Below are 26,724 nucleotides of genomic sequence, written 5' to 3' on the forward strand. Positions count from 1 at the left end.
GGATGGTTGCCGTCCGCCCGGCCGACGTCGAGGCGACGCTCTCGCGCATCGACACGGTGCGCCCGGTGCTGCTGCTGTTCGGGCCCGATAGCGGCCTGGTCCGCGAGCGCGCCCGCGCCTATCTCGCCAAGGCCATGGACGGCTCGACCGATCCGTTCGGCCTGATCCGGCTCGATGGCGACGAGATTTCCGGCGATCCCGGTCGGCTGGTGGATGAAGCCGGCACCGTGGCGCTGTTCGGCGGGCGGCGGGTGATCTCGCTGCGCGCTGGCAGCCGCAACATCGTCCCGGCCGTCGAGGCGCTGCTGGCGGCGCCGATTTCCGACGCCGTGGTGGTGATCGAGGCCGGCGATCTCAAGCGCGGCGCGGGCCTGCGTGCGCTGTGCGAAGGCTCGCCGCGCGCCAATGCCATCGTCTGCTACGCCGATAGCGACCGCGACCTCTCCCGCCTCATCGACACCATGACGGCCGAGGCCAACATTCCCATCGACCGCGACGCCCGCGCCGAGCTGATGGGGCTGCTCGGCGGCGACCGCATGGCCTCGCGCGGCGAGATTTCCAAGCTGCTGCTCTATGCCGCCGGCGAACCGCGCATCACCACCGAGCATGTGCGCGCCATTGTCGGCGACGCCTCGAGCCTTGCGCTGGACGAGATCGCCGACAGCGCCTTTGCCGGCCAGCCGGCGGAGATGAGCACGGCCTTCGCCAAGGCGACGCATGAGGGAATGCGAGCCGACATCATTCTCGGCTCCGTGTGCCGGGCCGGCCAGTCGCTGCATCAGATGCGGCTCTCCATCGAGCAGGGCGGCAGCCCGGAGCGCGCGGTCGAATCCGCCCGCCCGGCCATCCATTTCCGCCGCAAGCCGCTGGTCGAGAAGGCGCTGCGCAGCTGGACCGTGCCGCGCCTTGTCACCGCCCTGCTGTCGCTGGACGATGCGCTGCTGGCCGCCCGCCGCCATGCCGGGCTTGGGCCATCCATCGCCGAGCGCGCGCTGTTGCAGCTCGCGACGCAGGCCCGCCGGGGCTAGACCCGGCCCTCAGCCCATAGCACGTCAGCCGTTCGCGAGGCGCCGGCAGACCTCGTCGAGCTGGTCGAGCGAGGCGTAGCGGATGCGGATTTCGCCCGCCTCGCCATCATGGCGCAGCGTGACCTGGAGGCCGAGCTCGTCGGAGAGCCGGCGCTGCAGCGCCGCCGTATCGGCATCGAGTGCCGGGGGCGTGCGCGGCTTGCGCGTCGGCTTGCCGGCGGCTTCCGCCTTGGCCTCGTTCAGCTCCTGCGCCAGCGCCTCGATGGCGCGCACATTCATGCCGCGCTCGACGATCTCGCGCGCCAGCGTCTCCGGGTCGTCCTGCGTCAGCAGCGCGCGGGCATGGCCGGCGGAGAGGCGGCCATCGGCCAGATAGGCCTTCACGCTCTCCGGCAGGCGCAGGAGGCGCATCGTGTTGGCCACATGCGAGCGGCTCTTGCCGATCACCTTGGCGAGGTCGTTCTGCGAATAGCCGAACTGGTCGGCGAGCGACTGATAGCCTGCCGCCTCTTCCAGCGGGTTGAGGTCGGCGCGCTGGACGTTCTCGATGATGGCGATTTCCAGCGCCTGCCGGTCATCCACCTCGATGACGACGATCGGCACCTCGTGCAGGCCGGCGCGCTGCGAGGCGCGCCAGCGCCGCTCACCGGCGACGATCTCGTAATGCTCGCGATTGGCCGGATCGGCCCGCACCACGATGGGCTGGATGATGCCGCGCTCGCGGATCGAGGCGGCGAGATCCTCCAGATCCTCCTCGGCGAAGGTCCGGCGCGGGTTGTGCGGGTTCGGCTTGATGAAGGCGACCGGCACGCGCCGCGCGCCTCCCGCCGGCGCGGAACGGGCCCGCTCGCCGCCGAGATCGCTCATATCGGCCATATCGCCGATCAGGGCCGCAAGACCCCGCCCGAGCCGGTTGCGCCCGCCATCCTCGGCCATCGCCATCGCCGCCTCCCCTTACGCCGCCGTCGCGCGCAGAGCGCGCTCGCGTTGAATTATTTCGGATGCGAGACGAAGATAGGCCTGCGACCCGACGCATTTGAGATCATAGAGCAGCACCGGCTTGCCATAGGACGGCGCCTCGGAGACCCGCACATTGCGCGGGATGATCGTCTCATAGACCTTGTCGCCCATGAACTGGCGCACATCCTCCACCACCTGGTTGGAGAGGTTATTGCGCGCATCGAACATGGTCAGCACGATGCCGTGGATGGAAAGCCCCGGATTCAGCGTGGTGCGCACCTGCTCCACCGTCTTCAGCAGCTGCGACAGGCCCTCCAGCGCGAAGAACTCGCATTGCAGCGGCACGAGGATCGCGTTCGCCGCCGCCATGGCGTTGACCGTGATGAGGTTCAGCGAGGGCGGGCAGTCGATCAGCACATAGCTGTAGGCGGGTTCGTTCCGCTCACGAATCGAGTCGTCGTCGTTGAGCGTGCGAATGGCGTCGCGCAGCCGGAAGGCGCGGTCACGCCGGTCCGCCAGTTCCAGCTCGAGGCCGGAGAGATCCATGGTCGAGGGCGCGATATGCAGGCGCGGCACCGCGGTTGGCAGCACCGCCTCGCGCAGGGAGGCGTCGCCGGTCAGCACGTCATAGGTCGAGACGCGGCGGCTGCGCCGGTCGATGCCAAGACCGGTCGAGGCGTTGCCCTGCGGGTCGAGATCGACCACCAGCACGCTCTCGCCGATGGCGGCGAGCGCCGTGCCGAGATTGATGGCGGTCGTGGTCTTGCCCACCCCGCCCTTCTGGTTCGCGAGCGCGAGCACGCGCGGGTGCGCGCGCGGGACGGCGGGAACAAGCGGAATCTCGTCGGTCATGTCTGCGATCCCGGTGACGCGGCTTGAAAGGTCAATGCGTCGGCTTCAGCGGCTCGGCCGCCTCGACGATCACGATGCGCCCGCTTTTGTCGGTCAGGCTTTCTGTGATCTTAGCGTCGATTCTCCAAGATTTAGCTGACTCGGTCAATTCGTTATCAACATCTTGTCCCTTCAGGAACAGGCCGCGCGCGCCCTGTGCAAGGAAAGGGTGCGCCAGCTCCAGCAAACGCGGCAATGGCGCAAGCGCGCGGGCCGAAACGACCTCCACACCGGCGGCGATCTGCGGCGCGATCTGCTCGATGCGCGCCGGCAGCACCGTCGCCGGCAGCTCGGCAATGCGCGCCGCCTCGCGCAGGAAGGCCGCCTTGCGTGTGTCGCTCTCGACCAGGGTCACATCCACCCCGTCGCGCTCGGCCAGAACGGCCGCAACGACGAGACCGGGAAAGCCGCCGCCGGAGCCGAGATCGACCCAGCGCCGAACCCCCTCACCCGCCAGCGGCACAAGCTGAAGCGAGTCGGCCACATGCCGCGTCCAGATCGTCGGCAGCGTCGCCGGGGCGATGAGGTTGATGGTGCGCTGCCACTTCTCCAGCAGCGCGACAATGGCGACGAGGCGGTCCTCTGTTTCACGTGAAACAGGGGTGAGGCGCAGGGCGCGGGCGCGGTCCGAATCGGTCGAGTTCATGGCCCCAACCCTAGCAGATACCGCCAAGATACGCTTGGACCCGCGCCTCAGCGGGCGCGGCGCGCATGGGCCGCCAGCAGCGCCAGCGCCGCCGGCGTCATGCCGTCAATGCGGCTGGCGTGGCCAATGGTACGGGGCCGAATCGATTCCAGCTTGGCCTTGATCTCATTGGAGAGACCGCCCAGCGCGGCATAGTCCAGCTCCGGCAGCTCGGCCTGTTCCTCGCGGCGGAAGGCGGCGATGTCCGCTTCCTGCCGGTGGAGATAGACCGCGTATTTCGCGTCGATCTCCACCTGCTCGCCAATCGCCGCCGCCTCCCCCGCCGCCTCCGGCCAGATGCGGCAAATGTCGGCCCAAGCGATGGTCGGGTAGGACAGAAGATCGAAGGCGCTGCGCCGCTGACCGTCGCGGTTGAGGGAGAGGCCGTGCTTGTCCCCCTCCCCCGGTGTGATCGAGACCGAGCGCGCCCAATCGCGCACCCGCGCCAGCGCCGCCTGCTTCTCGGTGAAATGAGCCCGGCGCTCCGTGCCCACCAGCCCGAGCGTATCGCCCCGCGCGGTGAGCCGCTGGTCGGCATTGTCGGCCCGCAGCGACAGGCGGTATTCCGCGCGCGAGGTGAACATACGATAGGGCTCGCTTACGCCCCGCGTCACCAGATCGTCGATCATCACGCCGATATACGCCTCGGCCCGATCGAAGGTCACGCCATCGAGACCCGAGGCGCGACGCGACGCATTGAGGCCAGCGACCAGCCCCTGCGCGGCGGCTTCCTCATAGCCGGTGGTCCCATTGATCTGCCCGGCGAGGAAAAGCCCCTGCGCCTTGCGAGTCTCCAGCGTCGGCTCCAGCTCGCGGGGGTCGACATGGTCATACTCGATGGCGTAGCCCGGCCGGACCATCACCACCTGCTCGAGGCCGGGAATGGTGGCGAGGATGGCGCGCTGCACCTCGGCCGGCAGCGAGGTGGAAATGCCGTTCGGGTAGACGGTGGGGTCGTCCAGCCCCTCCGGCTCCAGGAAGATCTGGTGTCCTTCCCGCTCGCCAAAGCGGACGATCTTGTCCTCGATGGACGGGCAGTAGCGCGGTCCGACGCTCTGGATGTTGCCGGAGTACATGGCCGAGCGGGCGATGTTGTCGCGGATCACCTGATGCGTCGCCGCCGTGGTGCGGGTGATGCCGCACGCCACTTGCGGGTTGGTGATGGCGCTCGTGAGCATCGAGAAAGGTTCGGCCGGGTCATCACCCGCCTGCATCTCCAGCGATGCCCAGTCGATGGTGCGCCCATCAAGGCGCGGCGGCGTGCCGGTCTTCAGCCGGCCGAGCGTCAGGCCGATCCGCGCCAGCGAGCCGGAGAGCCCGCGCGCCGGCGCCTCGCCCATCCGCCCGGCCGGGGTCTGCTCGTCGCCAATATGGATGAGGCCATTGAGAAAGGTGCCGGTGGTGATGACGACGGCGCCCGCCGCGATGGCCCGGCCATCCGCCAAGACGAGGCCGGTGACGCGCGTGCCGTTGAGAGTCAGACTGTCCGCCTCCCCCTCCACCACGAATAGGTTCGGCTGCGAATCGATCGCCCGCTGCATCGCCTGGGCGTAAAGCTTGCGGTCGGCCTGGGCGCGCGGGCCGCGCACCGCCGGGCCCTTGCGTCGGTTCAGCACGCGGAACTGGATGCCGCCCTGATCGGCCACCCGGCCCATCAGCCCGTCCAGCGCATCGACCTCGCGCACGAGATGCCCCTTGCCGAGGCCGCCAATCGCCGGGTTGCAGGACATGGCGCCGATGGTGGCGCGGTTATGCGTGATGAGCGCCGTGCAGGCGCCCGCCCGCGCGGCGGCAGCGGCCGCCTCAGCACCGGCATGGCCACCACCAACGACCACGACATCAAAGGAAAGATCGGCCTCGCTCATCGGGCATGGCTCACGCGGCAGGAAATGGGATGGCGCTAGAAGCCCTGCTTCGCCGGCCCCGTCAAGCGAGGGCACGCGGGGGACGGCCCCGCAAAAGCTGGGGAGGCTGATTCACGTGAAACATTTCGCTAACGAATCGTCCGGCGGCGCGCGCCTGTTTCACGTGAAACGGGGTCGACAGTCCGCCTCCGACGATCCCGTCACTTGCCGATGCAGAACTCGCGGAACACCACGTCGAGCAGATCTTCCGTGCCGATGGCGCCGGTGATGCGGCCCAGCGCGCGGGCGGCAAGGCGCAGCTCCTCCGCCAGCAATTCCTCGCTGAGATCGTCCCAGCCCGCGAGCGCCAGATCGAGATGACCGAGCGCCTCCTGCGCGCCGGCGCGGTGCCGCTCGCGCACCAGCATGGGGTGCTCCGCCCCTTCCGCGCGCGCCGCGACGAAGGCGCTGAGGGCGGCGATGAGATCGGGGAGCCCCTCCCCCGTCGTCGCCGCGACGGTGAAGCTGCGCGCCGCCCAGTCGGGCGAGGCGAGCGGCGCTGGCGCGAGGTCGGCCTTGTTGGCGAGTAGCCAGCGCGCTGCGCCCTCGCCAGCGGGAGCATCGGGGATGTCGGTGGGCGCCGGCCCGTCCGTGGCATCATGCACCCAGAGAACGAGGTCGGCCTCACCGATGCGGGCGCGGGCGCGGCGAATGCCTTCCGCTTCCACCTTGCCGGTCGCCTCGCGCAGGCCGGCGGTGTCGAGCAGCGTGACCTTGTGGCCGGCGAGATCGAGCGCGACTTCCAGCACGTCGCGCGTGGTGCCGGGCTCATCGGAGACGATGGCGACATCGCGCGCCGCGAGCGCGTTCATCAGCGAGGACTTGCCGGCATTGGGACGCCCGGCGAGCGCGATCACCGCCCCCTCGCGCAGCAGCGCCCCGCGCCGATCCGCCAGGGCGGCGCGCAGTTCCCCCGCCAGCGCGACGATGGGCGGGTGGGCCAGGGCGCGGGTCTCGGCGGGAACATCGGCCTCGTCCGAGAAGTCGATGCCGGCCTCGACCAGCGCCATGGCCTGGATGAGCTGGCGCCGCCACGCCTCGACCCGCGCGCCGAGATGACCAAAGGCATGGGCGAGCGCGAGCCGGCGCTGGCCTTCCGTCTCCGCCGCGATGAGGTCGGCGAGGCCCTCGGCGCTGGCAAGGTCCATCCGCCCATTGAGGAAGGCGCGCCGGGTGAACTCGCCCGCTTCCGCCGGCCGCAGGCCTGGCAAGGCGAAGAGCGCGCCGAGCACGGCGGCGATTACCGCCCTCCCGCCATGGATCTGCAGCTCCGCCATGTCCTCGCCGGTGGCGCTGCGCGGGCCAGGGAACCAGAGGGCCAGCCCCTCATCCAGACGTTCGCCGCTGACCGGATCGCGCAGGATGGCGAGGCTGGCGCGGCGTGGCTCCGGCAGGCGGCCGCACAGCGCGCGCACCGCCTCCCCTGCCAAAGGGCCTGAGAGGCGGATCACCGCCACCGCGCCGCCCGTGCCCGAGGACACGGCGGCGATGGTGTCGCGCGCGAGACTGTCGCCTTCGATTCCGCTTTTCACTGTCTCGCTCCCACGCTACGCCCTATCTCTCTCACACAAACGCGAACCGAAGCGCCGCCGCCGGAGACCGCCCGTGAACCGCCTCAAGGACGCCGCCAGCCCCTATCTCATCCAGCACAAGGACAACCCGGTCGACTGGTGGCAATGGGAGCCGGCCGCCTTTGCGGAGGCGCGGGCGACCAACCGGCCGATCCTGCTCTCCATCGGCTATGCCGCCTGCCACTGGTGCCACGTCATGGCGCATGAGAGCTTCGAGGATACGGCGACGGCGGCCGTGATGAACGAGCTTTTCGTGAACATCAAGGTCGACCGCGAGGAACGCCCCGAGGTCGACCAGATCTACATGTCGGCCTTGCAGCAGCTCGGCGTCCAGGGCGGCTGGCCGATGACGATGTTCCTCGACGCGGAAGGCGCGCCCTTCTGGGGCGGCACCTATTTCCCCAAGGAAGCGAAATACGGCCAGCCGGCCTTCACCGATGTGCTGAAGACCATGGCCAACGCCTATCGCTCCGGCGATCCCCGCATCGCGCAGAACCGCGAGGCGCTGCTGCACCGGCTGCGCGAGAAAGCGCGGCCCGCCGGCGCGGTGACGATCGGCCTCAACGAGCTCGACGATGTCGCCGGCCGCATTCTCGGCGTCATGGACCCCGTGCATGGCGGCCTCCAGGGCTCGCCCAAATTCCCCAACACGCCCTTCCTCGAATTGCTCTGGCGCGGCTATGAGCGCTCCGGCCGGCAGAAGCTGCGCGACGCGGCGCTGCACGCGCTGGACGGGATGAGCGAGGGCGGCATCTACGACCATATCGGCGGCGGCTATTCGCGCTACTCGGTCGATGACCACTGGCTGGTGCCGCATTTCGAGAAGATGCTCTACGACAACGCGCAGATCCTCGACCTGCTCGGCCTCGCTTATGCCGAGACGACCGCCGATCTGTTCCGCGCCCGCGCCGAGGAGACGGTCGGCTGGCTGGAGCGTGAGATGCTCACCGAGGGCGGCGCCTTCTCCGCCAGCCTCGACGCGGATTCCGAAGGGCATGAGGGCAAATATTACGTCTGGACCCTCAAGCAGGTGCTCGACGCGCTCGGCGCGGCGGATGCCGAGTTCTTCGCCAAGCATTATGACATCGCCCCCTTCGGCAATTGGGAAGGCGTTTCGATCCCGAATCGTCTGAAGGAAGTCGAGCGTTCCCCCGCCGACGAGATCCGCTTGGCCATGCTGCGCGACAAGCTGCTGGAGGTGCGGGCGCGCCGCATTCCGCCGGGGCGCGACGACAAGGTGCTAGCGGACTGGAACGGCCTGATGATCGCCGCGCTCGCCAACACCGCGCCGCGCTTTGGCCGACCGGAATGGGTGGAGCTCGCCGCCCGCGCCTTTCGTTTCATTGCCGAATCGATGGTGCGCGATGGGCGCCTCGGCCATAGCTGGCGCACCGACAAGCTGGTTTTCCCCGGCCTCTCCGCCGACTATGCGGCGATGATCGGGGCGGCGCTCGCTCTGCATCAGGCGACCGGGGAGGCGGCCTATCTCGATCAGGCCGTTGCCTGGCAGGGGGCGCTGGAAGCCCATCATGCGGCGGAGGATGGCGGCTATTATCTCACGGCGGACGATGCCGAGGGGCTGCTGGTGCGCCCGCAGGCGACAGCGGACGATGCCGTCACCAACCCGCAGGCACTGATCGCCCGCAACCTCGTGCAGCTCGCCACCCTCACCGGCGATGCCGGTTATCTCGCCCGCGCCGACCAGCTCTTCGCCGGCCTTCTGCCGCGCGCGGCGCCGCAGCTCTATGGCCATGCCGGCCTGCTCAACGCGCTCGACACCCGCCTGCGGGGGCCGCAGATCGTCATCGTCGGCGACGGGCCGCAGGCCGAGGCGCTGTTCGAGGCCGCGCGCCGCCTGCCACGCACCGACATGGTGATCCAGCGCGTCACCGACGCTGGCGCCCTCCCCGCCACTCATCCGGCGCAGGCCAAGGCGGCGGCGGTGAGCGAGCCGGCCGCCTTCATCTGCGTCGGCACGGTGTGCTCGCTGCCGGTGACGGAGCCGAATCAATTGGCCGAGGTCATCACCGTCAGCGGCACGATCCCGGCCTGACGGCCGAGCCTTGAGCATTTGCGGCGGGCATCAGGGATCGCGCGCCGCCAATTCTTCCACGGAAGGGCGGGACAAGAGGCACCGACGCGATCAGAGCGTGCGCGCGCAGCCTGTGCGCGACCTTGTGAGCACCTTGTGGGTAGGCCTGTGGATAAGTTGGGGAGAAATCGGCCCCATCCTACTCAACGGCTCAGAATTGACCGCTGGCGGGCATCTCGCCTTTTGCGAAGGATGTATCGGACGACCCCGCAAATGGGCGTCCTGAGTCAATTCTGAAGGTCATCATTTCGGAACCGAAACACCTACTTAGGGGCGTTACGGACCGCTCGTTTCAACCAAAGCGCGAACCGGGACGGCGCGGGCGCTCTTCCTTCCGCGTGAAGCGGATATTGGCGAACATCAGCGGCACCACCAGCAGCAGCGCGCCGGCAAGGTCCGCCTCGAGAATATAGAGGACGCCCAGCTCCTCGCGCACCGCCGGGCCGATGACGGGATCGGCGAAGTCGGCGATGAGGCTGGAGATGAACAGCGCCGATGGGACCCAGATCGCCAGCGGCAGCCACCAGCGCCGGCAGGCCATCACCCAGCTCAGTGCGGCAGCGCCGATCACCAGAAGCCACAGCACGGGCACGGGAGGCTCGCGCTCGGCCATGCCGGCCAGCGCGATGGAGGGCGCCGCGAGCCAGAACGTCGCGGCCAGCGCAAGGCTCGCCGCGACGGAGCCATGGGAGAGGGTGGGACAAAGCCGAGAGGGCAGCCGGTGCTGCCGAAGCCGCATGCCGCGAAGCCCGCTCATCAAATCCCCCTCCATCCTTCCGCCCGTTGCCGGGCCGGAAGACGGGGCCCCCGCCCCGTCAGGTGTTCATGGAATCGAAGAAGTCGCCATTGGTCTTGGTCTGGCGCAGCTTGTCCAAGAGGAACTCGATGGCATCGACCGTGCCCATCGGGTTCAGGATACGCCGCAGGACGTACATCTTCTTCAGAACGTCCGCCGGCACAAGCAGTTCTTCCTTGCGGGTGCCCGAACGGGTGATGTCGATCGCCGGGAAGACGCGCTTGTCGGACACCTTGCGGTCGAGAATGACCTCGGAATTGCCGGTGCCCTTGAACTCTTCGAAGATCACCTCGTCCATGCGCGAGCCGGTATCGACCAGCGCCGTGGCGATGATGGTGAGCGAGCCACCTTCTTCGATGTTGCGCGCCGCGCCGAAGAAGCGCTTGGGGCGCTGCAGGGCGTTGGCGTCGACACCGCCGGTCAGCACCTTGCCCGAGGACGGCACGACCGTGTTGTAGGCGCGGCCGAGACGGGTGATGGAGTCGAGTAGGATCACGACGTCGCGCTTGTGCTCGACGAGGCGCTTGGCCTTCTCGATGACCATTTCCGCGACCTGGACGTGGCGGGCGGCCGGTTCGTCGAAGGTGGAGGAGACCACCTCGCCCTTCACCGAGCGCTGCATGTCGGTCACTTCCTCCGGCCGCTCGTCGATGAGCAGCACGATGAGGTAGCAATCGGGATGGTTGGTGGTGATCGACTGGGCGATGTTCTGCAAGAGAACCGTCTTACCCGTGCGCGGCGGCGCGACGATGAGCGCGCGCTGGCCTTTGCCGATCGGCGCCACGACATCGATGATGCGGGCGGAGAAATCCTTGCGCGTCGGATCCTCGATTTCGAGCTTGAAACGCTCGTCGGGATAGAGCGGCGTCAGATTGTCGAAATTGATCTTGTGGCGGATGTTCTCAGGGTCTTCGAAATTGATCGTGTTGACCTTGAGCAGCGCGAAATAGCGCTCGCCATCCTTGGGGCCGCGGATCTGGCCCTCGACCGTGTCACCGGTGCGCAGGCCGAAGCGGCGGATCTGGCTCGGCGAGACATAGATGTCATCGGGACCGGGCAGATAATTGGCGTCCGGCGAGCGCAGGAAGGCGAAGCCGTCGGAGAGGATCTCGACGACGCCCTCGCCAATGATGTCCGTCTCGCGGGCGGCAAGCTGCTTGAGGATGGCGAACATCAGCTCCTGCTTGCGCAGCGTGCTGGCGTTCTCGACCTCGAGCTCCTCCGCAAAAGCGAGAAGTTCGGCCGGATTTTTGGACTTGAGGTCCTGGAGCTTCATTTCCCCCATGGGAAAAGGCCTCGGAAGTTGGATTGACCCCGGCAAAGGCGGAAGACACTGGCCGGGATAAAGCAGGAAAGGAAGGCGCTGGTCCGTGGACGCGGCCGGCAATGAGCCGGCCTCTCATCCGATACCCCGTCCGGCATCGGGGAGATACCGGTCAGTAATGGAGCATCAGCCAGCTTAGCGGAAGCGAGGGGCACCATAGGCAAAGCGGCGATTCGGTGCAACCCCCGCACGAGGACGGCAGAAGCGCGCTCAAAAAGGCTTAACGATGACCAGAATGACGATGCCGATCATCAATAGCGTCGGCACCTCGTTGGCGATGCGGAAATAGCGCCCGGCCTTTGTGTTGCGATCCTCGGCGAAATCGCGCACCCAGCCCACGCAGCGCCCGTGAAACGCGCTCATCGCCAGCACCAGCGCGAATTTCGCGTGCATCCACGGCGCGACATACCAGCCGCCCGCCCAGACCAGATAAAGCCCGGCGAGCCAGGTGACGATCATGGCGGGGTTCATGATCGCCTTGAGCAGGCGCCGCTCCATGATCTTGAAGGTCTCGGACTGCACCGAGCCGGGCGCCGCGTCGCAGTGATAGACCATGAGGCGCGGCAAATAGAACAGCCCGGCCATCCAGGAGATGACCGCCATCACATGCAGCGCCTTGATCCAGTCATAGGCCATAGCGCCACCCCCTCACCCGGGCATCTCTCAGCCGCGCAATCTTCAACCGCGTAGACGTCGGATCATCTGCTCGACATGGGCAATCGGCGTTTCCGGCCGGATACCGTGCCCCAGATTGAAAATATGCGCCGCGCCGCGAAAATCCGCCATCAGCGTGTCGATGGCCCGGTCGAGCGCCGCCCCGCCGGCGATCAGCGCCAGCGGGTCGAGATTGCCCTGAAGGGCGAAGCGCCCGCCGAGGGCTCCGCGCACCGCCCGCCGGTCCGCCGTCCAGTCGAGCCCGACGCCGTTCACCCCGCTCGCCAGCGCCATCGAGGTGAGCCCGGCCTGCGTCGCGCCCTTCGGGAAGGCGATGATGCGGGCTTCGGGAATTTCTGCTCTCACTGCACTGACAATCCGCCTGATCGGCCTGACTGACCACTGCTCAAACGCTTCCGGATCGAGCACCCCAGCCCAGGAATCGAAGATCTGGACCGCGTCCACCCCGGCCCGGAACTGGCCGATGAGATAGGTCGCGGACGCCTCCACCAGCTTGTCGATCAGCGCCGCGAAGAAGGCGGGATCGCGCATGGAGGCAAGGCGCGCGGGGGCCTGATCGGGCGTTCCCCGGCCCGCGATCATATAGGTCGCGAGCGTCCAGGGGGCGCCGCAGAAGCCGAGCAGCGTCGTCTCATCGGGCAGCCGAGCGCGGATTTCAGTGACCGCCTCATAGACCCGGTCGATCTTCGAGGCGTCGAGCTCAGTGCTCAAAGCATTGAGTTCATTGAGGTTCGTCACGGTGCTCAGCCGCGGGCCTTCGCCCTGCTCGAAGGTGAGGTCGCAGCCCAACGCGTGCGGGACGACGAGAATATCGGAAAACAGGATCGCCGCGTCGAAGCCGAAGCGGCGAATCGGCTGGAGCGTCACCTCGATCGCATGCTCGGGCGTGTAGCAGAGGGTGAGGAAATCGCCGGCGGTTGCCCGCACCGCCCGGTACTCCGGCAGATAGCGTCCAGCCTGGCGCATCATCCAGATCGGCGTGCGGCTGGCGACATGACCGTCCAGCACCGCTTTCACCACCCGCTCAGCCATTCTGTCCCCTGCCCTTCTGACTTAAGGAATCTTATTTAAATGAGAGTCGTAGGTGTTTAGGCGTGGGCATTAGACGCGTTCCGGGCTCGCCACAACAAGCCCCCAGCCAAGCTCTCAGACAGGCCGCGGCCGCGTTGGACAAACGCTTTCCGATTCAAGAGCTTGCGCGGCTGCGGCAGATTATCCCCATAACTCAGGAAGACGACCTTGATTTGACTCACAGGCGGCGCGGCTGTGGACGGAAACGAGCGTCGTCAACAGGCCGGGGCTTGCTAACGTCAGCAACCCATGGCTTGTTCCCAGCCTATGCACAGCCCTGTGGATGAATGGTGTGACTGATCCGGGCCGTCAGGCGGAAAGCTATTACCACCTGCACCTCGTCTCGGATTCCACCGGCGAGACGCTGATCAGCGTCGGTCGTGCGGCGGCGGCGCAGTACAGCGTGAAGCCGATCGAGCACATCTACCCGCTCGTGCGCACCCACCGGCAGCTCGACAAGGCTATTCAGGCGATTGAGGAATTCCCCGGCATCGTGCTCTACACGCTGACCGACCCGGAACTGCGCAATCGGCTGAAAATCTACTGTCAGAACAATGGCGTGCCGGTTCTCTCCGTTCTCGCCCCGGTGGTCCGGCTGTTCCAGGCCTATCTCGGCGGCGTGCCCGAGCCGCGCGTCGGCGGCCAGCACCAGCTCGATGGCGAGTATTTCCGCCGCATCGACGCGATGAACTTCACCGTCATGCATGACGACGGCCAGCACACGGACGGGCTTGAAGCCGCCGATGTCGTGCTGCTCGGCATCTCCCGCTCGTCCAAGACACCGACCAGCATCTATCTCGCCAATCGTGGCATCAAGACCGCCAATATCCCGCTGGTGCCGAACATTCCGATTCCGCCGGGACTTCCCCATCTCAAGCGGCCGCTGGTGGTGGGCCTCGTCGCCAGCGCGGAACGCGTGGTGGAGATCCGCCGCAACCGACTGCTCGGGCTTAATGCCACGTCGTCGTCGCAGGATTCCTATGTGGACCGCGATGCCGTGGCCGAGGAGATCGCCTTTTCTCGCCGTCTCTGCGCCCGACATGGCTGGCCCGTGATCGACGTAACGCGCCGCTCCATCGAAGAAACGGCCGCCGCCATTATCGGGCTGCTGCAGGAACATCGTCGCAAGAGCTCTGAGGCCACAGGTGCCTGATTTGACGTTGGAAAATCCGCTCTGGCAGGGCGCCGCCCCGCTCATCCTCGCCTCCAAGAGCACCGCGCGCCGCGCTCTTCTCACCGCCGCCAGGCTTCCGCATGAAGCGTTCACGGTTGCCGTGGATGAGCGCGCGCTTGAGGATGCCGCGGTCCGCACGGGTGCCGATCCTGCCGAGGTGGCTGTGCAGCTGGCCCGCGCCAAGGCACTGGCCGGCAGCGCGTTTCTGCCCGGACGGCTGGTGATCGGCGCCGATCAAACGCTGGCGCTGGGGATCGAGGCATTTCACAAGGCGCCGGACATGGCGGCCGCCCGCCGCCAATTGGCGCGGCTGGCCGGCAACACCCATAGTCTGCACGCCGCCGTCGCGGTGGCAAAGGACGGTGACGTGCTGTTCGAGACGGTTCAGTCGGCCCATCTCACCATGCGCGCCTTGAGTGATGCAACGCTCGATGCCTATCTCGCGGCCGCAGGTGACGCGGTGCTATCGAGCGTGGGCGGTTATCAGCTCGAGGGTCTCGGCATCCATCTGTTCGAGCGCATCGAGGGCGATCATTCCGTCATTCTCGGCCTGCCGCTGCTGCCGCTTCTTGCCTTTCTGCGTTCCCGTGGAGACCTGCTGTGACCCGCCGCGCGGCCATTATCGGCCATCCCGTCGCCCATTCCCGCTCGCCGCTGATCCACGGCTACTGGTTGGCGCAGCACGGGATTGACGGCGAGTATGGGCGGTGTGACGTCGCGCCTGACGCCATTGACGGGTTTCTCGCGGATTTCGCCGCGAGCGGGCTCATCGGTGCCAATGTCACCGTGCCGCACAAGGAAGCGGCCTTCCGCGCCGCCGCGGAACTTGATTCCGTCGCCGCCGCGCTCGGCGCGGTCAACACGCTCTGGCTCGAGAATGGCCGCCTGCATGGCGCCAACACCGACGTGCCGGGCTTTCTCGCCAATCTCGATGCCGCCGAGCCGGACTGGGCGCGGGCACTCGGGGAGGCCGTCGTTCTCGGTGCCGGCGGCGCCTCACGTGCTGTCGTCTACGGCCTGCTTGAGCGCGGCATCGATCGGGTCGTGGTGGCAAACCGCACGCTAGCGCGGGCGCAGGCTCTGCGCGACCAGTTCGGCCCGCGCGTGCTTCCGGTGGAATGGCGCGACCTTGCCGGCCGGCTCAATGGCTGCCGTTTGCTCGTCAACACCACCTCGCTCGGCATGAAGGGCCAGCCGCCGCTCGACATCGACCTCTCCGCGCTGTCGCCCGATGCCGTGGTCACCGATATCGTCTATGTGCCTCTGGAGACACCACTTCTCGCCGTCGCCAAGGCGCGCGGATTGAAGACGGTGGACGGGCTCGGCATGCTGCTGCACCAGGCCGTGCCCGGCTTCGAGCGCTGGTTCGGTGTGCGCCCGGAGGTGACGGCCGAGCTGCGCGCACTCGCCATTGCCGACCTCGCCGCCAAGGGTCAGTTGCGATGAGCGCCAAGGGTCCGTTCCGCCTGGGTCTCACCGGCTCCATCGGCATGGGCAAGACCACGACGGCTGCCTTCTTCCGCGAGTTTGGCGTTCCCGTGCACGACGCGGATGCCGCGGTTCATGCGCTCTATGGCGCGGAAGGCGTCGCCCCCGTCGAGGCGGCTTTTCCCGGCGTGACGGTGGATGGGCGGATCGACCGCGCCCTGCTGGGCGCCCGCGTTCTCGGCGACGACGCGGCCATGCACCGGCTGGAAGCCATCGTTCACCCGCTGGTGCGCGCCCGCGAGGCGGCTTTTCTCAGCGAGGCGGCGCAGGCCGGCGCTCGTCTCGCCGTGCTCGACATTCCCCTGTTGTTCGAAACCGGCGCGCGGGAGCGGACCGACGCGGTTCTCGTCGTCACCGCGCCGGAAGCTGTGCAGCGCGCCCGCGTGATGGCACGCCCGGACATGACAGAGGAGAAATTTGCGTCGATCCTGAAGCGGCAGATGCCGGATGCGGAGAAGCGGCGCCGGGCCGATTATCTGCTCGACACCGGCCCCGGCCTCGACCATGCCCGCGCCGAAGTCGCGGCGCTGATCGCGCGCCTGAGCGAAGGAGACCACCTTGCGTGAGATCGTTCTCGATACCGAGACCACCGGCCTCAACCCGCTGACGGGCGACCGTCTGGTCGAGATCGGCTGTGTGGAGATCTACAACCGCATCCCGACGGGGCAGGTCTATCATGTCTATCTGAACCCGCAGCGGGACATGCCGATCGAGGCGTTCAACGTCCATGGGCTGTCGTCGGAGTTTCTGTCCGACAAGCCGCTCTTCGCCGATGTGGTGGACGAGTTCCTGGCTTTTATCGCGGACGCGCCGCTGGTCATTCACAACGCGGCGTTCGATATCGGCTTCATCAACGCCGAACTCGCCAAGGTCGGGCGCCCGCCGATCAGTTTCGACCGGGTTATCGACACGCTGATGCTCGCGCGCCGGCGCCATCCCGGCGCATCGAACCGCCTCGACGACCTGATGTCGCGCTATGGCATCGACGGCTCGCGCCGCACCAAGCATGGCGCTCTGCTCGATTCTGAGCTTCTGGCGGATGTTTATGCGGAGCTGTGCGGGGGCCGGCAGACCGCGCTCGGCCTCACCGTGGCGGAAACCCGCGAAGAGACCACCGAACTCGTCATCGGCGCCCCGCGGGAGCGTCCGCGCCCTCTGCCCGCCCGCCTCGATCCGGCACAGGTGGCGGCGCATGCGGCCTTCGTGGCGAGCCTGGGCGATGCGGCGATCTGGAAGGATTACGCGGCCGGCAGCGATTCCGCCCCGGCCGCGTGAATCGACGTCAGGAGGCGAGCACGCCGCTCGGCTGCTGCTTGGCCATGCGCTGACGGTAGAGGGTCACGAAGTCGACCGGGTCGATCATCAGCGGGGGGAAGCCGCCATTGCGCACCGTGTCGGCGACGATCTGCCGCGCGAAGGGAAACAGCATGCGCGGGCATTCGATCATGATGAAGGGGTGGATGGTCTCCTGCGCCACGTTCTGAGCGCGGAAGATGCCGGCATAGGCGAGTTCGAGCGCGAACAGCGTCTTGCCCTTCAGCTCGGCCTTGGCTTCGATCTTCAGCTCGACCTCGAACTCCGAACCCTCGCGCACGGGCTTGGCGTCCACCTTGATCTGGATGCCGATCTGCGGCTGGCCGCCCACCGCCAGCGATTCCGGCGCGCCCGGGTTCTCGAAGGAGAGATCCTTCGTATACTGGGTCAGCACCTGCAGGGTCGGCATCGATACGGCGTTTTCGGTCTCGGCCATCAGGAATCTCCGTGTCGCCGGCGGGAGGCGCATCGCCGGCCAATGTGCCGCGCGGCCGGTCGTGCCGCCGCATCGGTCTTAGGTAAAGGGCGCGTGTCGCTAACACGGTTGCCGCGTGCTCACAAGGCGAGCGAAGGCCGGGGACCAGCAGGGTTGGCGCGCTGCCCGCGCTTCGACTAGTCTAGGCGCGCATGTCGACAAAAGACCGTGTTCGCGGTGGAATGGATGACCTTGCGGCATCCGCAACACTGGCGAAATCGGTTGGACGTCGTACATAGACGGGAACGGGCAAGGCGCTGATGCGCCGGGCCAACTTCACTCCGGAGCCCGCCGGCCTCCCGCCGGTGCAGCGAAATCAACGGCGGCGTGTAACGTGTTCGACATCTATACGATCATCTTCCTGGCCCTCGCCGTGTTCATTTTCATACGGCTGCGCAGCGTGCTGGGACAGAGGACCGGGCGCGAACGGCCGCCCTACGACCCCTATTCGCGCCGCGACCCCGCCAAGGCGCCCGCGGGCGCCTCCGACAAGATCGTCAATTTTCCCGGCACGGCCGAGCCGGCCAATGTGCCGGAGCCGGTCGAGCCCGAGGAAGCACCGAGCTCCCCGCGCCGCTGGGCCGGGGTGGCCGAGCTTGGTTCGGCGGTCGCCAATGGTCTCGACGCCATCGCCGCGCAGGAGCGCGGCTTCGATGTGCAGCACTTCCTGACCGGCGCGCGCGCGGCCTATGAGATGATCGTGGTCTCCTTCGCCCAGGGTGATCGCGGCACGCTGAAGGAGCTTCTGGCGCGCGAGGTCTATGACGGATTCGCCGCGGCCATCCAGGAGCGCGAGCAGCGCGGCGAGAAGATGGAGACGCAGTTCGTCGGCATCGAAAAGGCCGAGATCATCGAGGCGAGCGTGAAGGGCCGCACCGCCCAGATCACCGTGCGCTTCCTCTCCCAGCTCATCTCGGCGACGCGCGACCGCGCCGGCACGGTGATCGACGGCGATGCCGAGCTGGTGGCGGATGTCACCGATGTATGGACCTTCGCCCGCGATCTCGGCGCGCGCGATCCCAACTGGAAGCTGGTCGCCACCGAAGCCGCTTCGTGAGAAGATGGTCGCGTGCGTGCGACCCTTCCGGCCTTCACCCTTCTTCTGGCGCTGATTGCCGCCCTGCTGTCCTTTCCCGGAAAGGCTCGGGCGGCGTCGAGCGTTGACGCGCCGCCGGCGCTCTTCCCTCAAGCCGTGCTGGAGCCCGTCACCTTCGCCGCGATTCCCGGCTGGGACGCCGATCCCGTCGCGCCGGCCTTCACCGCCTTCCGCCAGAGCTGCGGGATGATCCGCAAGACGACGGAAGGCGCGGCGCCGGCCCGGCCGGTGTTTCTGGCGCTGCGGGCGACCTGCGCCCGCGCGCTGCGGCTCCCGCCGCATCCGCGCGAGCACACGGCCCGCGCCTTCTTCCGCCGGGAATTCGTGCCCTTCCGCATCGCCCCGCTGGAGCAGCCGCAGGGCTTCCTTACCGGCTATTACGAGCCTGAGGTCGAGGGTTCGCGCACGCAGACGGCGGACTATGCGACGCCGCTCTACCGTCGCCCGCCCGATCTCATCGTGGAAGCTCCCCCCAAGGACGGCGCGCCGGCCAACAAGGGCAAGGCCTTTCGCCGCGACGCGGACGGCACGCTCGTGCCCTATCACGACCGCGGCGCGATCGAGGACGGGGCGTTGGCGGGAAAAGGGCTGGAAGTCGCCTGGATCAAAGACCCCGCCGACGCCTTCTTCGCCCATATACAGGGCTCGGTGCGGGTGAAGCTGCCGGATGGAGCCGTGCTCCGGCTGAATTATGACGGCCATAACGGCCAGCCCTACACGCCGGTCGGCCGGCTGCTCATCGAGCGTAATCTCGTGCCGCGCGAGAAGATGTCCATGGACGCCATCCGCGCCTATATAGCCGCGCACCCGGAGGAGGGGCGCGAGCTGATGCGGCAGAACCGGTCCTATGTCTTCTTCCGCGAGGCGACCGAGCTGAAGCCGGGCGATGGCGCGGTCGGCGCCCAGGGGCTGCCGCTCACGGCGGGACGTTCCATCGCGGTCGACCGCAACATTCATGTCTATGGCACGCCCTTCTTCATCGCCGCCGACCTCCCGACGGGCCCTGACGGGCAGATCGAGCCGTTCCGCCACCTGATGGTCGCGCAGGACACCGGTTCCGCCATCATCGGCCCGGCGCGGGCGGACATCTTCTTCGGGGCGGGCAAGGAGGCCGGCAGGATCGCTGGGCGCATCCAGCATCCCGGGCAATTCGTCATCCTGCTGCCGCGCGCGCTCGATCCCACACGCATGAAGGTGCCGCGTCCCAAGCCCCGCCCGGCCATCCCGCAGACCGCGACGGTCGCGCCATGAGCCGCAAGAAGACCGGAAGCCCGCCATCCGGCGGCGCCACTGCCGAGCCTGACGCGGCGCCGCCGCTGCGCCCGCGCCGCCGGCGGGGTCTACGCCCGGAGGAGCAGGCGCTGTGGGAGCATGTCGCGCGCTCGGTCAATCCGCTGCGCCCGAAACTGCCCGTCGTCGTGCCGGAGGCGCTGCCCGCGCCGGTGATGCCGGAGCCGGAACTCGCGCCGCCACCAGCCCGCAAACCCGCTTCCGCGCCGGCCTACCGCCCGAGCCCACCCGCTCCGCCGCCGATCACGCCCCTCGCGCCGCTCGAACCCAAACTGCGCCGCCGTCTTGGACGCGGCGCGGAGGTCGATGCGCGGCTCGATCTGCACGGTCTCACCCAGGCGGCCGCCCATGGCCGGCTCATCAGCTTCCTGCGCGGGGCGCAGCTCTCCGGCCACGCACTGGTGCTCGTCATCACCGGCAAGGGCGACGGCATGCATGTGCTGGCGGGCGAGGGGGGACGCGGCGTGCTGCGCCGGCTGGTGCCGCAATGGCTGGCGGCGCCGGAGCTGCGCGGCGTGGTGCTCGGCTTCGAGACCGCGGCGCGCGGCCATGGCGGGGAAGGCGCACTTTACGTGCGCGTGCGCCGGGCGCGGGAGGGACGGCGATGACCCCTTTCGGCCGCCGTATGCGGGAGATGCGCGCCGAGCGCGGCGTGACGCTGTCGCAGATGGCGCAGGCGATCGGCGTCTCGGCCGCCTATCTCTCCGCGCTCGAGCATGGCAAGCGCGGCCAGCCGACCTTCATGATGCTTCAGCGCATCATGGCCTATTTCAACGTGATCTGGGACGAAGCGGAGGCGCTGCGCCTGCTGGCGGACATCTCCGATCCGCGCGTCGTGGTCGACACGTCCGGCCTCTCGCCGGAAGCGACGGAACTGGCCAATCTGTTGGCCCGCGAAATCGCTACCTTGCCACCGGAGGCAGTGGCGGAACTCCTCGGCCGGCTGAAGATCCTCAGCCGGCCGGGCTGATGGGCTCACCCCGTTTCACGTGAAACGGGTGCTCGGTTAACCGCCGTTACGCTTCCGAATCGACGTGCGTCAGAGGATGTAGCGGCTGAGATCGGCATTGCCGGCGAGGTCTGCGACGCGCTCGCGCACATAGGCGCCGTCAACCGTCACGGATTCCCCGGACTTGTCCGGAGCGTTGAACGATAGCTCGTCCAGCACCCGCTCGATCACCGTCTGAAGCCGCCGTGCGCCGATATTCTCGACCGTCGAATTCACCTGCACCGCGACATCGGCGATGGCCTCGACCGCGTCCTCGGTGATGGTGAGGGTTACGCCTTCCGTGCTCATCAGCGCCACGGACTGCTTGACGAGGCTCGCCTCGGTCTCGGTGAGGATGCGCTTGAAGTCCTCGCGGCTCAGCGCTTCCAGCTCGACCCGGATCGGCAGGCGACCCTGAAGCTCGGGGAGAAGGTCCGACGGCTTCGATACATGGAACGCGCCCGAGGCGATGAACAGGATGTGGTCAGTCTTCACCGGGCCGTGCTTGGTCGAGACGGTCGTACCCTCGATCAGCGGCAGCAGGTCGCGCTGCACGCCCTCGCGCGAGACATCCGCCCCGCCGCGCCGTTCGGAGCCGGCGATCTTGTCGATTTCGTCGAGGAAGACGATGCCGTTTTCCTCCACCGTGCGGATCGCTTCCTGCACGATGGCGTCCTGGTCGATCAGCTTGTCGGCCTCTTCCGACAGCAGCAGCGGATGAGCGTCGCGCACGGTGACGCGGCGCGGCTTGGAGCGCCCGCCAAAGGCCTTGCCGAGCATGTCGCCAATGGAGATGGCGCCCATCTGCGCGCCGGGCATGCCGGGGATCTCGAACATCGGCATGCCCTGACCGCCGCCGGAGGCGATCTCGACCTCGATCTCCTTGTCGTCCATCAGCCCGTCGCGCAGCTTCTTGCGGAAGCTCTCGCGCGTGCCGGGCGAGGCGGTGGCGCCGACCAGCGCGTCGAGCACCCGCTCCTCGGCGGCCAGATGCGCCTTGGCCTCGACACCCTTGCGCCGCACCTCGCGCACCAGGCCGATGCCGATCTCGACGAGATCGCGGATGATCTGCTCGACGTCGCGGCCGACATAGCCGACCTCGGTGAACTTCGTCGCCTCGACCTTGAGGAAGGGCGCCCCCGCGAGCTTGGCGAGGCGGCGGGAAATCTCCGTCTTGCCGACCCCGGTGGGGCCGATCATCAGGATGTTCTTCGGCATCACCTCCTCGCGCAGATGGCCTTCCAGCTGCTGGCGGCGCCAGCGGTTGCGCAGGGCGATGGCGACGGCGCGCTTCGCCTTGTGCTGGCCGACAATGTAGCGGTCGAGCTCGGAGACGATTTCACGGGGGGAGAAACTGGTCATGACGTCCGGTCTTGTGAGGGATCGTGCGTGAAGGAGGCCTTCGCGCTCTAGCCGATGGTTTCCACCACCAGATTGCCGTTAGTGTAGATGCAGATCTCGGCGGCGATGCCGAGGCTCTTGCGCACGATAGCTTCCGGCTCCTGCCCGCTGTCGGCGAGCGCCCGCGCGGCGGCGAGCGCAAAGCCGCCGCCCGAGCCGATGGCGGCGATGCCGTTCTCCGGCTCCAGCACGTCGCCGGTTCCGGTCAGCACCAGCGTGATGTTGGCATCCGCGACGATCATCATCGCTTCCAGACGGCGCAGATAGCGGTCGGTGCGCCAGTCCTTGGCGAGCTCGACCGCGGCGCGCTGGAGCTGGCCGGGATACTGCTCGAGCTTGGCTTCCAGCCGCTCGAACAGGGTGAAGGCATCCGCCGTCGCGCCGGCAAAGCCACCGATCACGTCACCCTTGCCGAGGCGGCGGACCTTGCGCGCATTCGACTTCATCACCGTGTTGCCGAGCGTCACCTGCCCATCGCCGCCAATGGCAACGCGCCCGCCGGAGCGGACGGAGACGATGGTGGTGCCGTAGATCGTGTCGGGAGAATGGGTCGTCATGCGGGGCTCCGATCGAGAGCCCTTACTTAGTCAGCCCCCGCCGGATCGCAACAACCGTTATCGCGCGCTGGCTCCTGCCATTCCCGCGTCAGGCCATTCCCGCGTCAGGCCATGCGCGCACGCAGGGCGGGAAGCAGCCCGGCGAGGATCAGCAGCCCGGCCAGCGCGAGAAAGGTGTCTGGTGGCAAAAGGCTGAGCAGGCTGGTCAGAAGGCCGGCCAGGAACACCGAGAGCGCCACGCCGGCATTGGCGACACCGAGCGCCCAGCCGCGCTCGCTCTCGTCCACCGCTGAGGAGATCGCCGCCATCAGCGTGATATAGGCGATGATGTTGCCCATGGCGGCGGTAAAGGCGAGCGCGACCTGCGCCCAGGCGGGCAGAGGCAGGGCGGTGGCGGCGACCAGCAGGCCGCAGCCGGCGAGGCCCAGCAGCGCGACGGGCCGGTCGCTGCCGAGCGCCGCCCGCAGCGGCGCGAACAGCTTCGCCGAGGTCAGCGCCGCGCCAAGCCCGATAGCCGCCGAGAACAGGCCGAGGTCGAAGGTCGAGAAGCCGTAGGACCGCTGCATCTCGATAAGGATGAAGGTGTAGTAGATGAGATAGCCGAACTGGAACAGCAGGAAGGCCGTGCCCGGCGCGATCACCGCCGGCCGTGCCACGATCCGCGCCAGCAGGCGAAAAGGCTGCTTCCAGTCCAGCCTCAACGGCCGCCGGGCCTGATCGGCGGCGAAGTCGGCGCCGCGCAGCAAGGCGAGCGTGAGCAGGCACAGGGCAAGCGCCAGCATCAGCGGCAGGCGGAAGCTCCAATGGCCGAGAATGCCGCCGAGCGCCGGGCCGGCCACCATGCCGAGCGTGCTCACCAGCACCACCTGCGCCATGGCCGCGCTGCGCTGGTCCTCCGGCGCGGCATCGACCACCGAGGCCTGGGCGATCGGCGCGGTGCCGGCCATCAGCCCGCAGCCGAGCCGCCCGAGGAAGAACAGCCAGAGATGCCCGGTCTCCAGTGCCGCCCACATCAGGCCGTAGCCGGCGGCGAGACCGCTCATGCAGATCATCAAAGTGCGCCGCCGTCCCAGAGCGTCGGACAGATCGCCAAGCAGAGACGCGCCGAAGAACATGCCCACCGGGAACAGCGCGAAGGCCAGCGACAGCAGAAGGTCGCGCGTTGGTTCGGGATAGGCCTGCGCCACCCATCCGCCGGCGAACAGTGCAACGATCAGCGGATACATCAGCCCGAACGAGAAGATGTCGATGAACACGGCAAGAAAGAGCGGAGCGCGGGCACGCAGCGCGGCAACGTCCATATCGAGACCGAGATGAGCTGGATGGTGATCGTTCCGCGGGGACTGTGTCGCAAAGCCCGGTCGCGTGCTAGGCCGGGCTCGCAATTTACCCCGCGATAGCCCGCCGATGTGGCGCCGCTACGGCTTAGCTGCTAAGACGCCGGCTCTTTCGGAGCCCCATCATGCGTCAGGCCAGCATCACCCGCGCCACCAAGGAAACGCAGATCCGCCTCGCCGTCGATCTCGACGGCACTGGCAAGGCATCTGTGGCCACCGGCGTCGGCTTCTTCGATCACATGCTGGACCTGCTCGCCCGCCATTCGCGCATCGACATGCAGATCGAGGCGACGGGGGATCTTCATATCGACTTCCACCACACAGTGGAGGATGTCGGCATCGCCCTTGGCCAGGCAGTGCGTCAGGCACTCGGCGACATGCGCGGCATCACGCGCTACGCCAGCCTGCACCTGCCGATGGACGAGACGCTGACCCGCGTCGCGCTCGACATTTCCGGCCGACCCTACCTCGTCTTCCGCACCGAATTCGCGGTGGCGAAGATCGGCGAGTTCGACACCGAGCTGGTGCGCGAGTTCTTCCAGGCTTTCGCCATCAATGCGGGTCTGACCCTGCATGTCGAGACGCTCTATGGCTCGAACGCGCACCACATCGCCGAGAGCTGCTTCAAGGGGCTGGCGCGCGCGCTGCGCATGGCCGTGGCGATCGATCCGGCGGCGGCGGGGGAAATCCCCTCGACCAAGGGCAGCCTCGGAGGCTGAGCATGGCAGTCTGGACGGTTTTCGAGCCGGAAGAGCTTGAGGAAGCCCGCACCGGCGACTGGGCGGAGGCGGTGGTCTTCGTGCCCGAGCGCTTCGCCTGGAGCGCGCTGCTGCTCGCCCCGCTCGTGCTGCTGCGGCACGGTCTCTGGCTGGCGCTGATCGGTTATGTCGCGATCCAGGCGGCCCTTGGCGCCGCTCTGCATGTCCTCGATGTCGATGACGGGCTGGCGCTGCTCATCATCGTCAATCTCGCCGTCGCCGTGCTGCTGCCGGGCCTGCGCCGGGCCAAGCTGCTCCGCACCGGCCATGAGGAGGTCGGCGCCGTGGTCGCGCCGAATTTTGAAGCGGCCGAGCAGCGCTATTTCGCCGCTCGCATGGGCAGCGCTTCCACCCTCTCTGCCACGTTCCTGCCGCGCCGGACGGACCCGCCCTCCCGCGCCGACCGGGCGCCCATTCTTGGACTTTTCCCGGAGGCAAGCCGTTGATGCCGCCCGCCCCCGTCGCTCTGATCGATTATGGATCGGGCAATCTGCACTCCGCCGCCAAGGCGCTGGAACGCGCCGCCCGTGAGAGCGGCAGCAACGCGACCGTGCTGGTGACCGCCGACCCGGACGTGATCCGCACCGCTGACCGCATCGTGCTGCCCGGCGTCGGCGCCTATGCCGATTGCCGGCGTGGGCTCGATCATGTGCCGGGGCTTGTCGAGGCGCTGAGCGAAGCGGTGATCGACAAAGGGCGCCCCTTCCTCGGGATCTGCGTCGGCCTCCAGCTCATGGCCTCGCGTGGTCATGAGCATGGGGTGACGGAGGGGCTCGGCTGGATCGAGGGCGATGTGGTGAAGATCACCCCAGCCGATCCCGCGCTGAAGATCCCGCATATGGGCTGGAACTCACTCGAGCTCGCCCGGCCCCATCCCATCCTGGCGGGCATCCCGACCGGGCCGCAGGGGCTCGACGCCTATTTCGTCCACTCCTACCACCTCACCGTGGCGCGACCGGACGACCTCATCGCCACCAGCGACTATGCCGGCAAGATCACCGCGGTGGTCGGCCGTGACAACATCGCCGGCACGCAGTTCCATCCCGAGAAGAGCCAGCGCCTCGGCCTCGCCCTTCTCGCCAATTTCCTGAAGTGGGCGCCGTGATCCTCTTTCCCGCCATCGATCTCAAGGACGGCAAGTGCGTGCGCCTGCAGCAGGGCGACATGGCGCGCGCCACCATCTTCAACCATGACCCCGCCCAGCAGGCGGCGCAGTTCGAGGAGCAGGGGTTCCGCTACCTGCATATCGTCGATCTCGACGGTGCCTTCGCCGGCAAGGCGGTGAACGCGCAGGCGGTGGAGCGCATCCTCGAGACCATCGCCATGCCGGTGCAGCTCGGCGGCGGCATCCGTGATCTCGCGGCGGTGGAAGGCTGGCTGTCCAAGGGTATCACCCGCGTGATCCTCGGCACCGCCGCCGTCCGCGACCCGGCTTTCGTGAAGGAGGCCGCCCGCCTCTATCCCGGCCGCGTCGCCGTGGGCCTCGACGCCAAGGACGGGCGCGTCGCGGTGGAAGGCTGGGCCGAGACCTCCGACCTCACCGCGCTGGAACTCGCCCAGCGTTTCGAGGATGCCGGCGTCACCGCGATCATCTACACCGACATCGCCCGCGATGGCCTGCTCAAGGGCCTCAACCTCGACGCCACCATCGCGCTGGCCGATGCCATCTCCATTCCCGTCATCGCCTCGGGCGGCCTCGCCTCGCTGGACGATGTGAAGGCGCTGCTGGAGCCGCGGGCACACAAGCTCGAGGGCGCCATCACCGGCCGTGCGCTCTATGATGGACGGCTCGATCCCAGCGCCGCGCTGGCGCTGGTGGCGGGGCTGCCGGCATGAGCGACGCAAGGTC

Annotated in this window: 28 protein-coding genes; 15 read left to right on the plus strand and 13 right to left on the minus strand. The window is 68.0% G+C overall.

All coding sequences use genetic code 11. The features are described from left to right. Positions 1–2 precede the first annotated feature (2 nt). A complete protein-coding gene (gene holA / locus AncyloWKF20_RS15965) occupies positions 3–1,028 on the plus strand; it encodes a DNA polymerase III subunit delta (RefSeq protein WP_279314984.1) in 1,026 nt (341 codons plus the stop codon). A gap of 24 nt (positions 1,029–1,052) precedes the next feature. Here the strand turns inward: holA and AncyloWKF20_RS15970 are convergent, their stop codons facing one another. From AncyloWKF20_RS15970 to mnmE, 5 genes are all read right to left on the minus strand, one after another. Further along, positions 1,053–1,970 (minus strand): ParB/RepB/Spo0J family partition protein, encoded by a 918-nt coding sequence (locus AncyloWKF20_RS15970; protein ID WP_279314985.1) that lies wholly within the window; start codon positions 1,968–1,970, stop codon positions 1,053–1,055. 12 nt (positions 1,971–1,982) lie between these two features. Then, positions 1,983–2,840 (minus strand): ParA family protein, encoded by an 858-nt coding sequence (locus AncyloWKF20_RS15975; RefSeq protein WP_279314986.1) that lies wholly within the window; start codon positions 2,838–2,840, stop codon positions 1,983–1,985. Positions 2,841–2,871: 31 nt separating this feature from the next. Then, the gene (gene rsmG / locus AncyloWKF20_RS15980; RefSeq protein ID WP_279314987.1) at positions 2,872–3,525 is read right to left on the minus strand and encodes a 16S rRNA (guanine(527)-N(7))-methyltransferase RsmG; all 654 of its coding nucleotides are present in this window, start codon (positions 3,523–3,525) and stop codon (positions 2,872–2,874) included. A gap of 47 nt (positions 3,526–3,572) precedes the next feature. Then, positions 3,573–5,429, minus strand: a complete 1,857-nt coding sequence (gene mnmG / locus AncyloWKF20_RS15985; RefSeq protein ID WP_279314988.1) for a tRNA uridine-5-carboxymethylaminomethyl(34) synthesis enzyme MnmG — start codon at positions 5,427–5,429, stop codon at positions 3,573–3,575. Between the two features lie 200 nt (positions 5,430–5,629). Beyond that, positions 5,630–7,000, minus strand: a complete 1,371-nt coding sequence (gene mnmE, locus AncyloWKF20_RS15990; protein WP_279314989.1) for a tRNA uridine-5-carboxymethylaminomethyl(34) synthesis GTPase MnmE — start codon at positions 6,998–7,000, stop codon at positions 5,630–5,632. 73 nt (positions 7,001–7,073) lie between these two features. Between mnmE and AncyloWKF20_RS15995 the strand changes: the two genes are divergently transcribed. Continuing rightward, on the plus strand, positions 7,074–9,092 hold the full coding sequence (locus AncyloWKF20_RS15995; protein ID WP_279314990.1) for a thioredoxin domain-containing protein: 2,019 nt from the start codon (positions 7,074–7,076) through the stop codon (positions 9,090–9,092). A 331-nt stretch (positions 9,093–9,423) separates the two neighbouring features. On the opposite strand, the gene AncyloWKF20_RS16000 is transcribed toward AncyloWKF20_RS15995, so the two are convergent. From AncyloWKF20_RS16000 to hemE, 4 genes are all read right to left on the minus strand, one after another. Next, complete coding sequence (locus AncyloWKF20_RS16000) at positions 9,424–9,888, minus strand: hypothetical protein (protein ID WP_279314991.1); 465 nt, start codon at positions 9,886–9,888, stop codon at positions 9,424–9,426. Positions 9,889–9,946: 58 nt separating this feature from the next. Continuing rightward, positions 9,947–11,212 (minus strand): transcription termination factor Rho, encoded by a 1,266-nt coding sequence (gene rho / locus AncyloWKF20_RS16005; RefSeq protein WP_267584506.1) that lies wholly within the window; start codon positions 11,210–11,212, stop codon positions 9,947–9,949. Positions 11,213–11,461: 249 nt separating this feature from the next. Next, positions 11,462–11,887, minus strand: coding sequence for a protoporphyrinogen oxidase HemJ (gene hemJ / locus AncyloWKF20_RS16010; RefSeq protein ID WP_279314992.1), 426 nt, complete (start codon positions 11,885–11,887; stop codon positions 11,462–11,464). 42 nt (positions 11,888–11,929) lie between these two features. Then, the gene (gene hemE / locus AncyloWKF20_RS16015) at positions 11,930–12,958 is read right to left on the minus strand and encodes a uroporphyrinogen decarboxylase (RefSeq protein WP_279314993.1); all 1,029 of its coding nucleotides are present in this window, start codon (positions 12,956–12,958) and stop codon (positions 11,930–11,932) included. Positions 12,959–13,280: 322 nt separating this feature from the next. Between hemE and AncyloWKF20_RS16020 the strand changes: the two genes are divergently transcribed. The 5 genes from AncyloWKF20_RS16020 to dnaQ are packed head-to-tail and all read left to right on the plus strand — an operon-like array spanning position 13,281 to position 16,934. Then, positions 13,281–14,150 (plus strand): kinase/pyrophosphorylase, encoded by an 870-nt coding sequence (locus tag AncyloWKF20_RS16020; protein WP_279314994.1) that lies wholly within the window; start codon positions 13,281–13,283, stop codon positions 14,148–14,150. Next, positions 14,143–14,775: a Maf family protein gene (locus AncyloWKF20_RS16025; RefSeq protein WP_279314995.1), complete on the plus strand. Its 633-nt coding sequence runs from the start codon at positions 14,143–14,145 to the stop codon at positions 14,773–14,775. The genes AncyloWKF20_RS16020 and AncyloWKF20_RS16025 overlap by 8 nt, the downstream gene beginning before the upstream one ends. After that, on the plus strand, positions 14,772–15,617 hold the full coding sequence (locus AncyloWKF20_RS16030; RefSeq protein ID WP_279314996.1) for a shikimate dehydrogenase: 846 nt from the start codon (positions 14,772–14,774) through the stop codon (positions 15,615–15,617). Before AncyloWKF20_RS16025 ends, AncyloWKF20_RS16030 begins: the two co-directional genes overlap by 4 nt. Beyond that, the gene (gene coaE, locus AncyloWKF20_RS16035; protein WP_279314997.1) at positions 15,614–16,225 is read left to right on the plus strand and encodes a dephospho-CoA kinase; all 612 of its coding nucleotides are present in this window, start codon (positions 15,614–15,616) and stop codon (positions 16,223–16,225) included. The genes AncyloWKF20_RS16030 and coaE overlap by 4 nt, the downstream gene beginning before the upstream one ends. Further along, positions 16,218–16,934, plus strand: coding sequence for a DNA polymerase III subunit epsilon (gene dnaQ, locus AncyloWKF20_RS16040; RefSeq protein ID WP_279314998.1), 717 nt, complete (start codon positions 16,218–16,220; stop codon positions 16,932–16,934). The genes coaE and dnaQ overlap by 8 nt, the downstream gene beginning before the upstream one ends. 7 nt (positions 16,935–16,941) lie before the next feature. Here the strand turns inward: dnaQ and secB are convergent, their stop codons facing one another. Next, positions 16,942–17,409, minus strand: coding sequence for a protein-export chaperone SecB (gene secB, locus AncyloWKF20_RS16045; protein ID WP_267584498.1), 468 nt, complete (start codon positions 17,407–17,409; stop codon positions 16,942–16,944). Between the two features lie 373 nt (positions 17,410–17,782). Between secB and AncyloWKF20_RS16050 the strand changes: the two genes are divergently transcribed. The 4 genes from AncyloWKF20_RS16050 to AncyloWKF20_RS16065 are packed head-to-tail and all read left to right on the plus strand — an operon-like array spanning position 17,783 to position 20,804. Then, entirely contained in the window at positions 17,783–18,505 is a 723-nt protein-coding gene (locus tag AncyloWKF20_RS16050; protein ID WP_279314999.1) for a Tim44/TimA family putative adaptor protein, read from the plus strand. A gap of 12 nt (positions 18,506–18,517) precedes the next feature. After that, entirely contained in the window at positions 18,518–19,795 is a 1,278-nt protein-coding gene (locus AncyloWKF20_RS16055) for an MltA domain-containing protein (protein ID WP_279315000.1), read from the plus strand. Beyond that, on the plus strand, positions 19,792–20,442 hold the full coding sequence (locus AncyloWKF20_RS16060) for a Smr/MutS family protein (RefSeq protein ID WP_279315001.1): 651 nt from the start codon (positions 19,792–19,794) through the stop codon (positions 20,440–20,442). The genes AncyloWKF20_RS16055 and AncyloWKF20_RS16060 overlap by 4 nt, the downstream gene beginning before the upstream one ends. Further along, the gene (locus AncyloWKF20_RS16065; protein WP_279315002.1) at positions 20,439–20,804 is read left to right on the plus strand and encodes a helix-turn-helix domain-containing protein; all 366 of its coding nucleotides are present in this window, start codon (positions 20,439–20,441) and stop codon (positions 20,802–20,804) included. Before AncyloWKF20_RS16060 ends, AncyloWKF20_RS16065 begins: the two co-directional genes overlap by 4 nt. Before the next feature lie 69 nt (positions 20,805–20,873). Here the strand turns inward: AncyloWKF20_RS16065 and hslU are convergent, their stop codons facing one another. The 3 genes from hslU to AncyloWKF20_RS16080 form a co-directional block, all read right to left on the minus strand. Further along, positions 20,874–22,184: an ATP-dependent protease ATPase subunit HslU gene (gene hslU / locus AncyloWKF20_RS16070; protein ID WP_279315003.1), complete on the minus strand. Its 1,311-nt coding sequence runs from the start codon at positions 22,182–22,184 to the stop codon at positions 20,874–20,876. 47 nt (positions 22,185–22,231) lie between these two features. Next, complete coding sequence (gene hslV, locus AncyloWKF20_RS16075; RefSeq protein WP_267584492.1) at positions 22,232–22,780, minus strand: ATP-dependent protease subunit HslV; 549 nt, start codon at positions 22,778–22,780, stop codon at positions 22,232–22,234. Between the two features lie 104 nt (positions 22,781–22,884). Then, positions 22,885–24,081, minus strand: coding sequence for an MFS transporter (locus AncyloWKF20_RS16080; protein WP_279315004.1), 1,197 nt, complete (start codon positions 24,079–24,081; stop codon positions 22,885–22,887). Positions 24,082–24,242: 161 nt separating this feature from the next. Here AncyloWKF20_RS16080 and hisB point away from each other — a divergent pair, with 161 nt between their 5' ends. Genes hisB through hisA form a run of 4 tightly spaced genes read left to right on the plus strand, consistent with a single transcriptional unit; the run spans position 24,243 to position 26,711 of the window. Next, complete coding sequence (gene hisB / locus AncyloWKF20_RS16085; RefSeq protein WP_279315005.1) at positions 24,243–24,836, plus strand: imidazoleglycerol-phosphate dehydratase HisB; 594 nt, start codon at positions 24,243–24,245, stop codon at positions 24,834–24,836. A gap of 2 nt (positions 24,837–24,838) precedes the next feature. Continuing rightward, positions 24,839–25,321, plus strand: a complete 483-nt coding sequence (locus AncyloWKF20_RS16090; RefSeq protein WP_279315006.1) for a DUF2628 domain-containing protein — start codon at positions 24,839–24,841, stop codon at positions 25,319–25,321. Then, a complete protein-coding gene (gene hisH / locus AncyloWKF20_RS16095) occupies positions 25,321–25,980 on the plus strand; it encodes an imidazole glycerol phosphate synthase subunit HisH (protein WP_279315007.1) in 660 nt (219 codons plus the stop codon). The genes AncyloWKF20_RS16090 and hisH overlap by 1 nt, the downstream gene beginning before the upstream one ends. Next, positions 25,977–26,711, plus strand: coding sequence for a 1-(5-phosphoribosyl)-5-[(5-phosphoribosylamino)methylideneamino]imidazole-4-carboxamide isomerase (gene hisA, locus AncyloWKF20_RS16100; RefSeq protein ID WP_279315008.1), 735 nt, complete (start codon positions 25,977–25,979; stop codon positions 26,709–26,711). The genes hisH and hisA overlap by 4 nt, the downstream gene beginning before the upstream one ends. Positions 26,712–26,724: the final 13 nt, after the last annotated feature.

The organism is Ancylobacter sp. WKF20, assembly GCF_029760895.1.
Classification (GTDB): domain Bacteria; phylum Pseudomonadota; class Alphaproteobacteria; order Rhizobiales; family Xanthobacteraceae; genus Ancylobacter.

Bases quoted from the DNA above. Each gene is read 5' to 3' on its own strand.
- holA (WP_279314984.1), top strand. From the start codon at position 3: ATGGTTGCCGTCCGCCCGGCCGACGTCGAGGCGACGCTCTCGCGCATC.
- AncyloWKF20_RS15970 (WP_279314985.1), bottom strand. From the start codon at position 1,970: ATGGCGATGGCCGAGGATGGCGGGCGCAACCGGCTCGGGCGGGGTCTT.
- AncyloWKF20_RS15975 (WP_279314986.1), bottom strand. From the start codon at position 2,840: ATGACCGACGAGATTCCGCTTGTTCCCGCCGTCCCGCGCGCGCACCCG.
- rsmG (WP_279314987.1), bottom strand. From the start codon at position 3,525: ATGAACTCGACCGATTCGGACCGCGCCCGCGCCCTGCGCCTCACCCCT.
- mnmG (WP_279314988.1), bottom strand. From the start codon at position 5,429: ATGAGCGAGGCCGATCTTTCCTTTGATGTCGTGGTCGTTGGTGGTGGC.
- AncyloWKF20_RS16000 (WP_279314991.1), bottom strand. From the start codon at position 9,888: ATGAGCGGGCTTCGCGGCATGCGGCTTCGGCAGCACCGGCTGCCCTCT.
- rho (WP_267584506.1), bottom strand. From the start codon at position 11,212: ATGGGGGAAATGAAGCTCCAGGACCTCAAGTCCAAAAATCCGGCCGAA.
- hemJ (WP_279314992.1), bottom strand. From the start codon at position 11,887: ATGGCCTATGACTGGATCAAGGCGCTGCATGTGATGGCGGTCATCTCC.
- hemE (WP_279314993.1), bottom strand. From the start codon at position 12,958: ATGGCTGAGCGGGTGGTGAAAGCGGTGCTGGACGGTCATGTCGCCAGC.
- AncyloWKF20_RS16020 (WP_279314994.1), top strand. From the start codon at position 13,281: ATGAATGGTGTGACTGATCCGGGCCGTCAGGCGGAAAGCTATTACCAC.
- coaE (WP_279314997.1), top strand. From the start codon at position 15,614: ATGAGCGCCAAGGGTCCGTTCCGCCTGGGTCTCACCGGCTCCATCGGC.
- secB (WP_267584498.1), bottom strand. From the start codon at position 17,409: ATGGCCGAGACCGAAAACGCCGTATCGATGCCGACCCTGCAGGTGCTG.
- AncyloWKF20_RS16060 (WP_279315001.1), top strand. From the start codon at position 19,792: ATGAGCCGCAAGAAGACCGGAAGCCCGCCATCCGGCGGCGCCACTGCC.
- AncyloWKF20_RS16065 (WP_279315002.1), top strand. From the start codon at position 20,439: ATGACCCCTTTCGGCCGCCGTATGCGGGAGATGCGCGCCGAGCGCGGC.
- hslU (WP_279315003.1), bottom strand. From the start codon at position 22,184: ATGACCAGTTTCTCCCCCCGTGAAATCGTCTCCGAGCTCGACCGCTAC.
- hslV (WP_267584492.1), bottom strand. From the start codon at position 22,780: ATGACGACCCATTCTCCCGACACGATCTACGGCACCACCATCGTCTCC.
- AncyloWKF20_RS16080 (WP_279315004.1), bottom strand. From the start codon at position 24,081: ATGGACGTTGCCGCGCTGCGTGCCCGCGCTCCGCTCTTTCTTGCCGTG.
- hisB (WP_279315005.1), top strand. From the start codon at position 24,243: ATGCGTCAGGCCAGCATCACCCGCGCCACCAAGGAAACGCAGATCCGC.
- AncyloWKF20_RS16090 (WP_279315006.1), top strand. From the start codon at position 24,839: ATGGCAGTCTGGACGGTTTTCGAGCCGGAAGAGCTTGAGGAAGCCCGC.
- hisH (WP_279315007.1), top strand. From the start codon at position 25,321: ATGCCGCCCGCCCCCGTCGCTCTGATCGATTATGGATCGGGCAATCTG.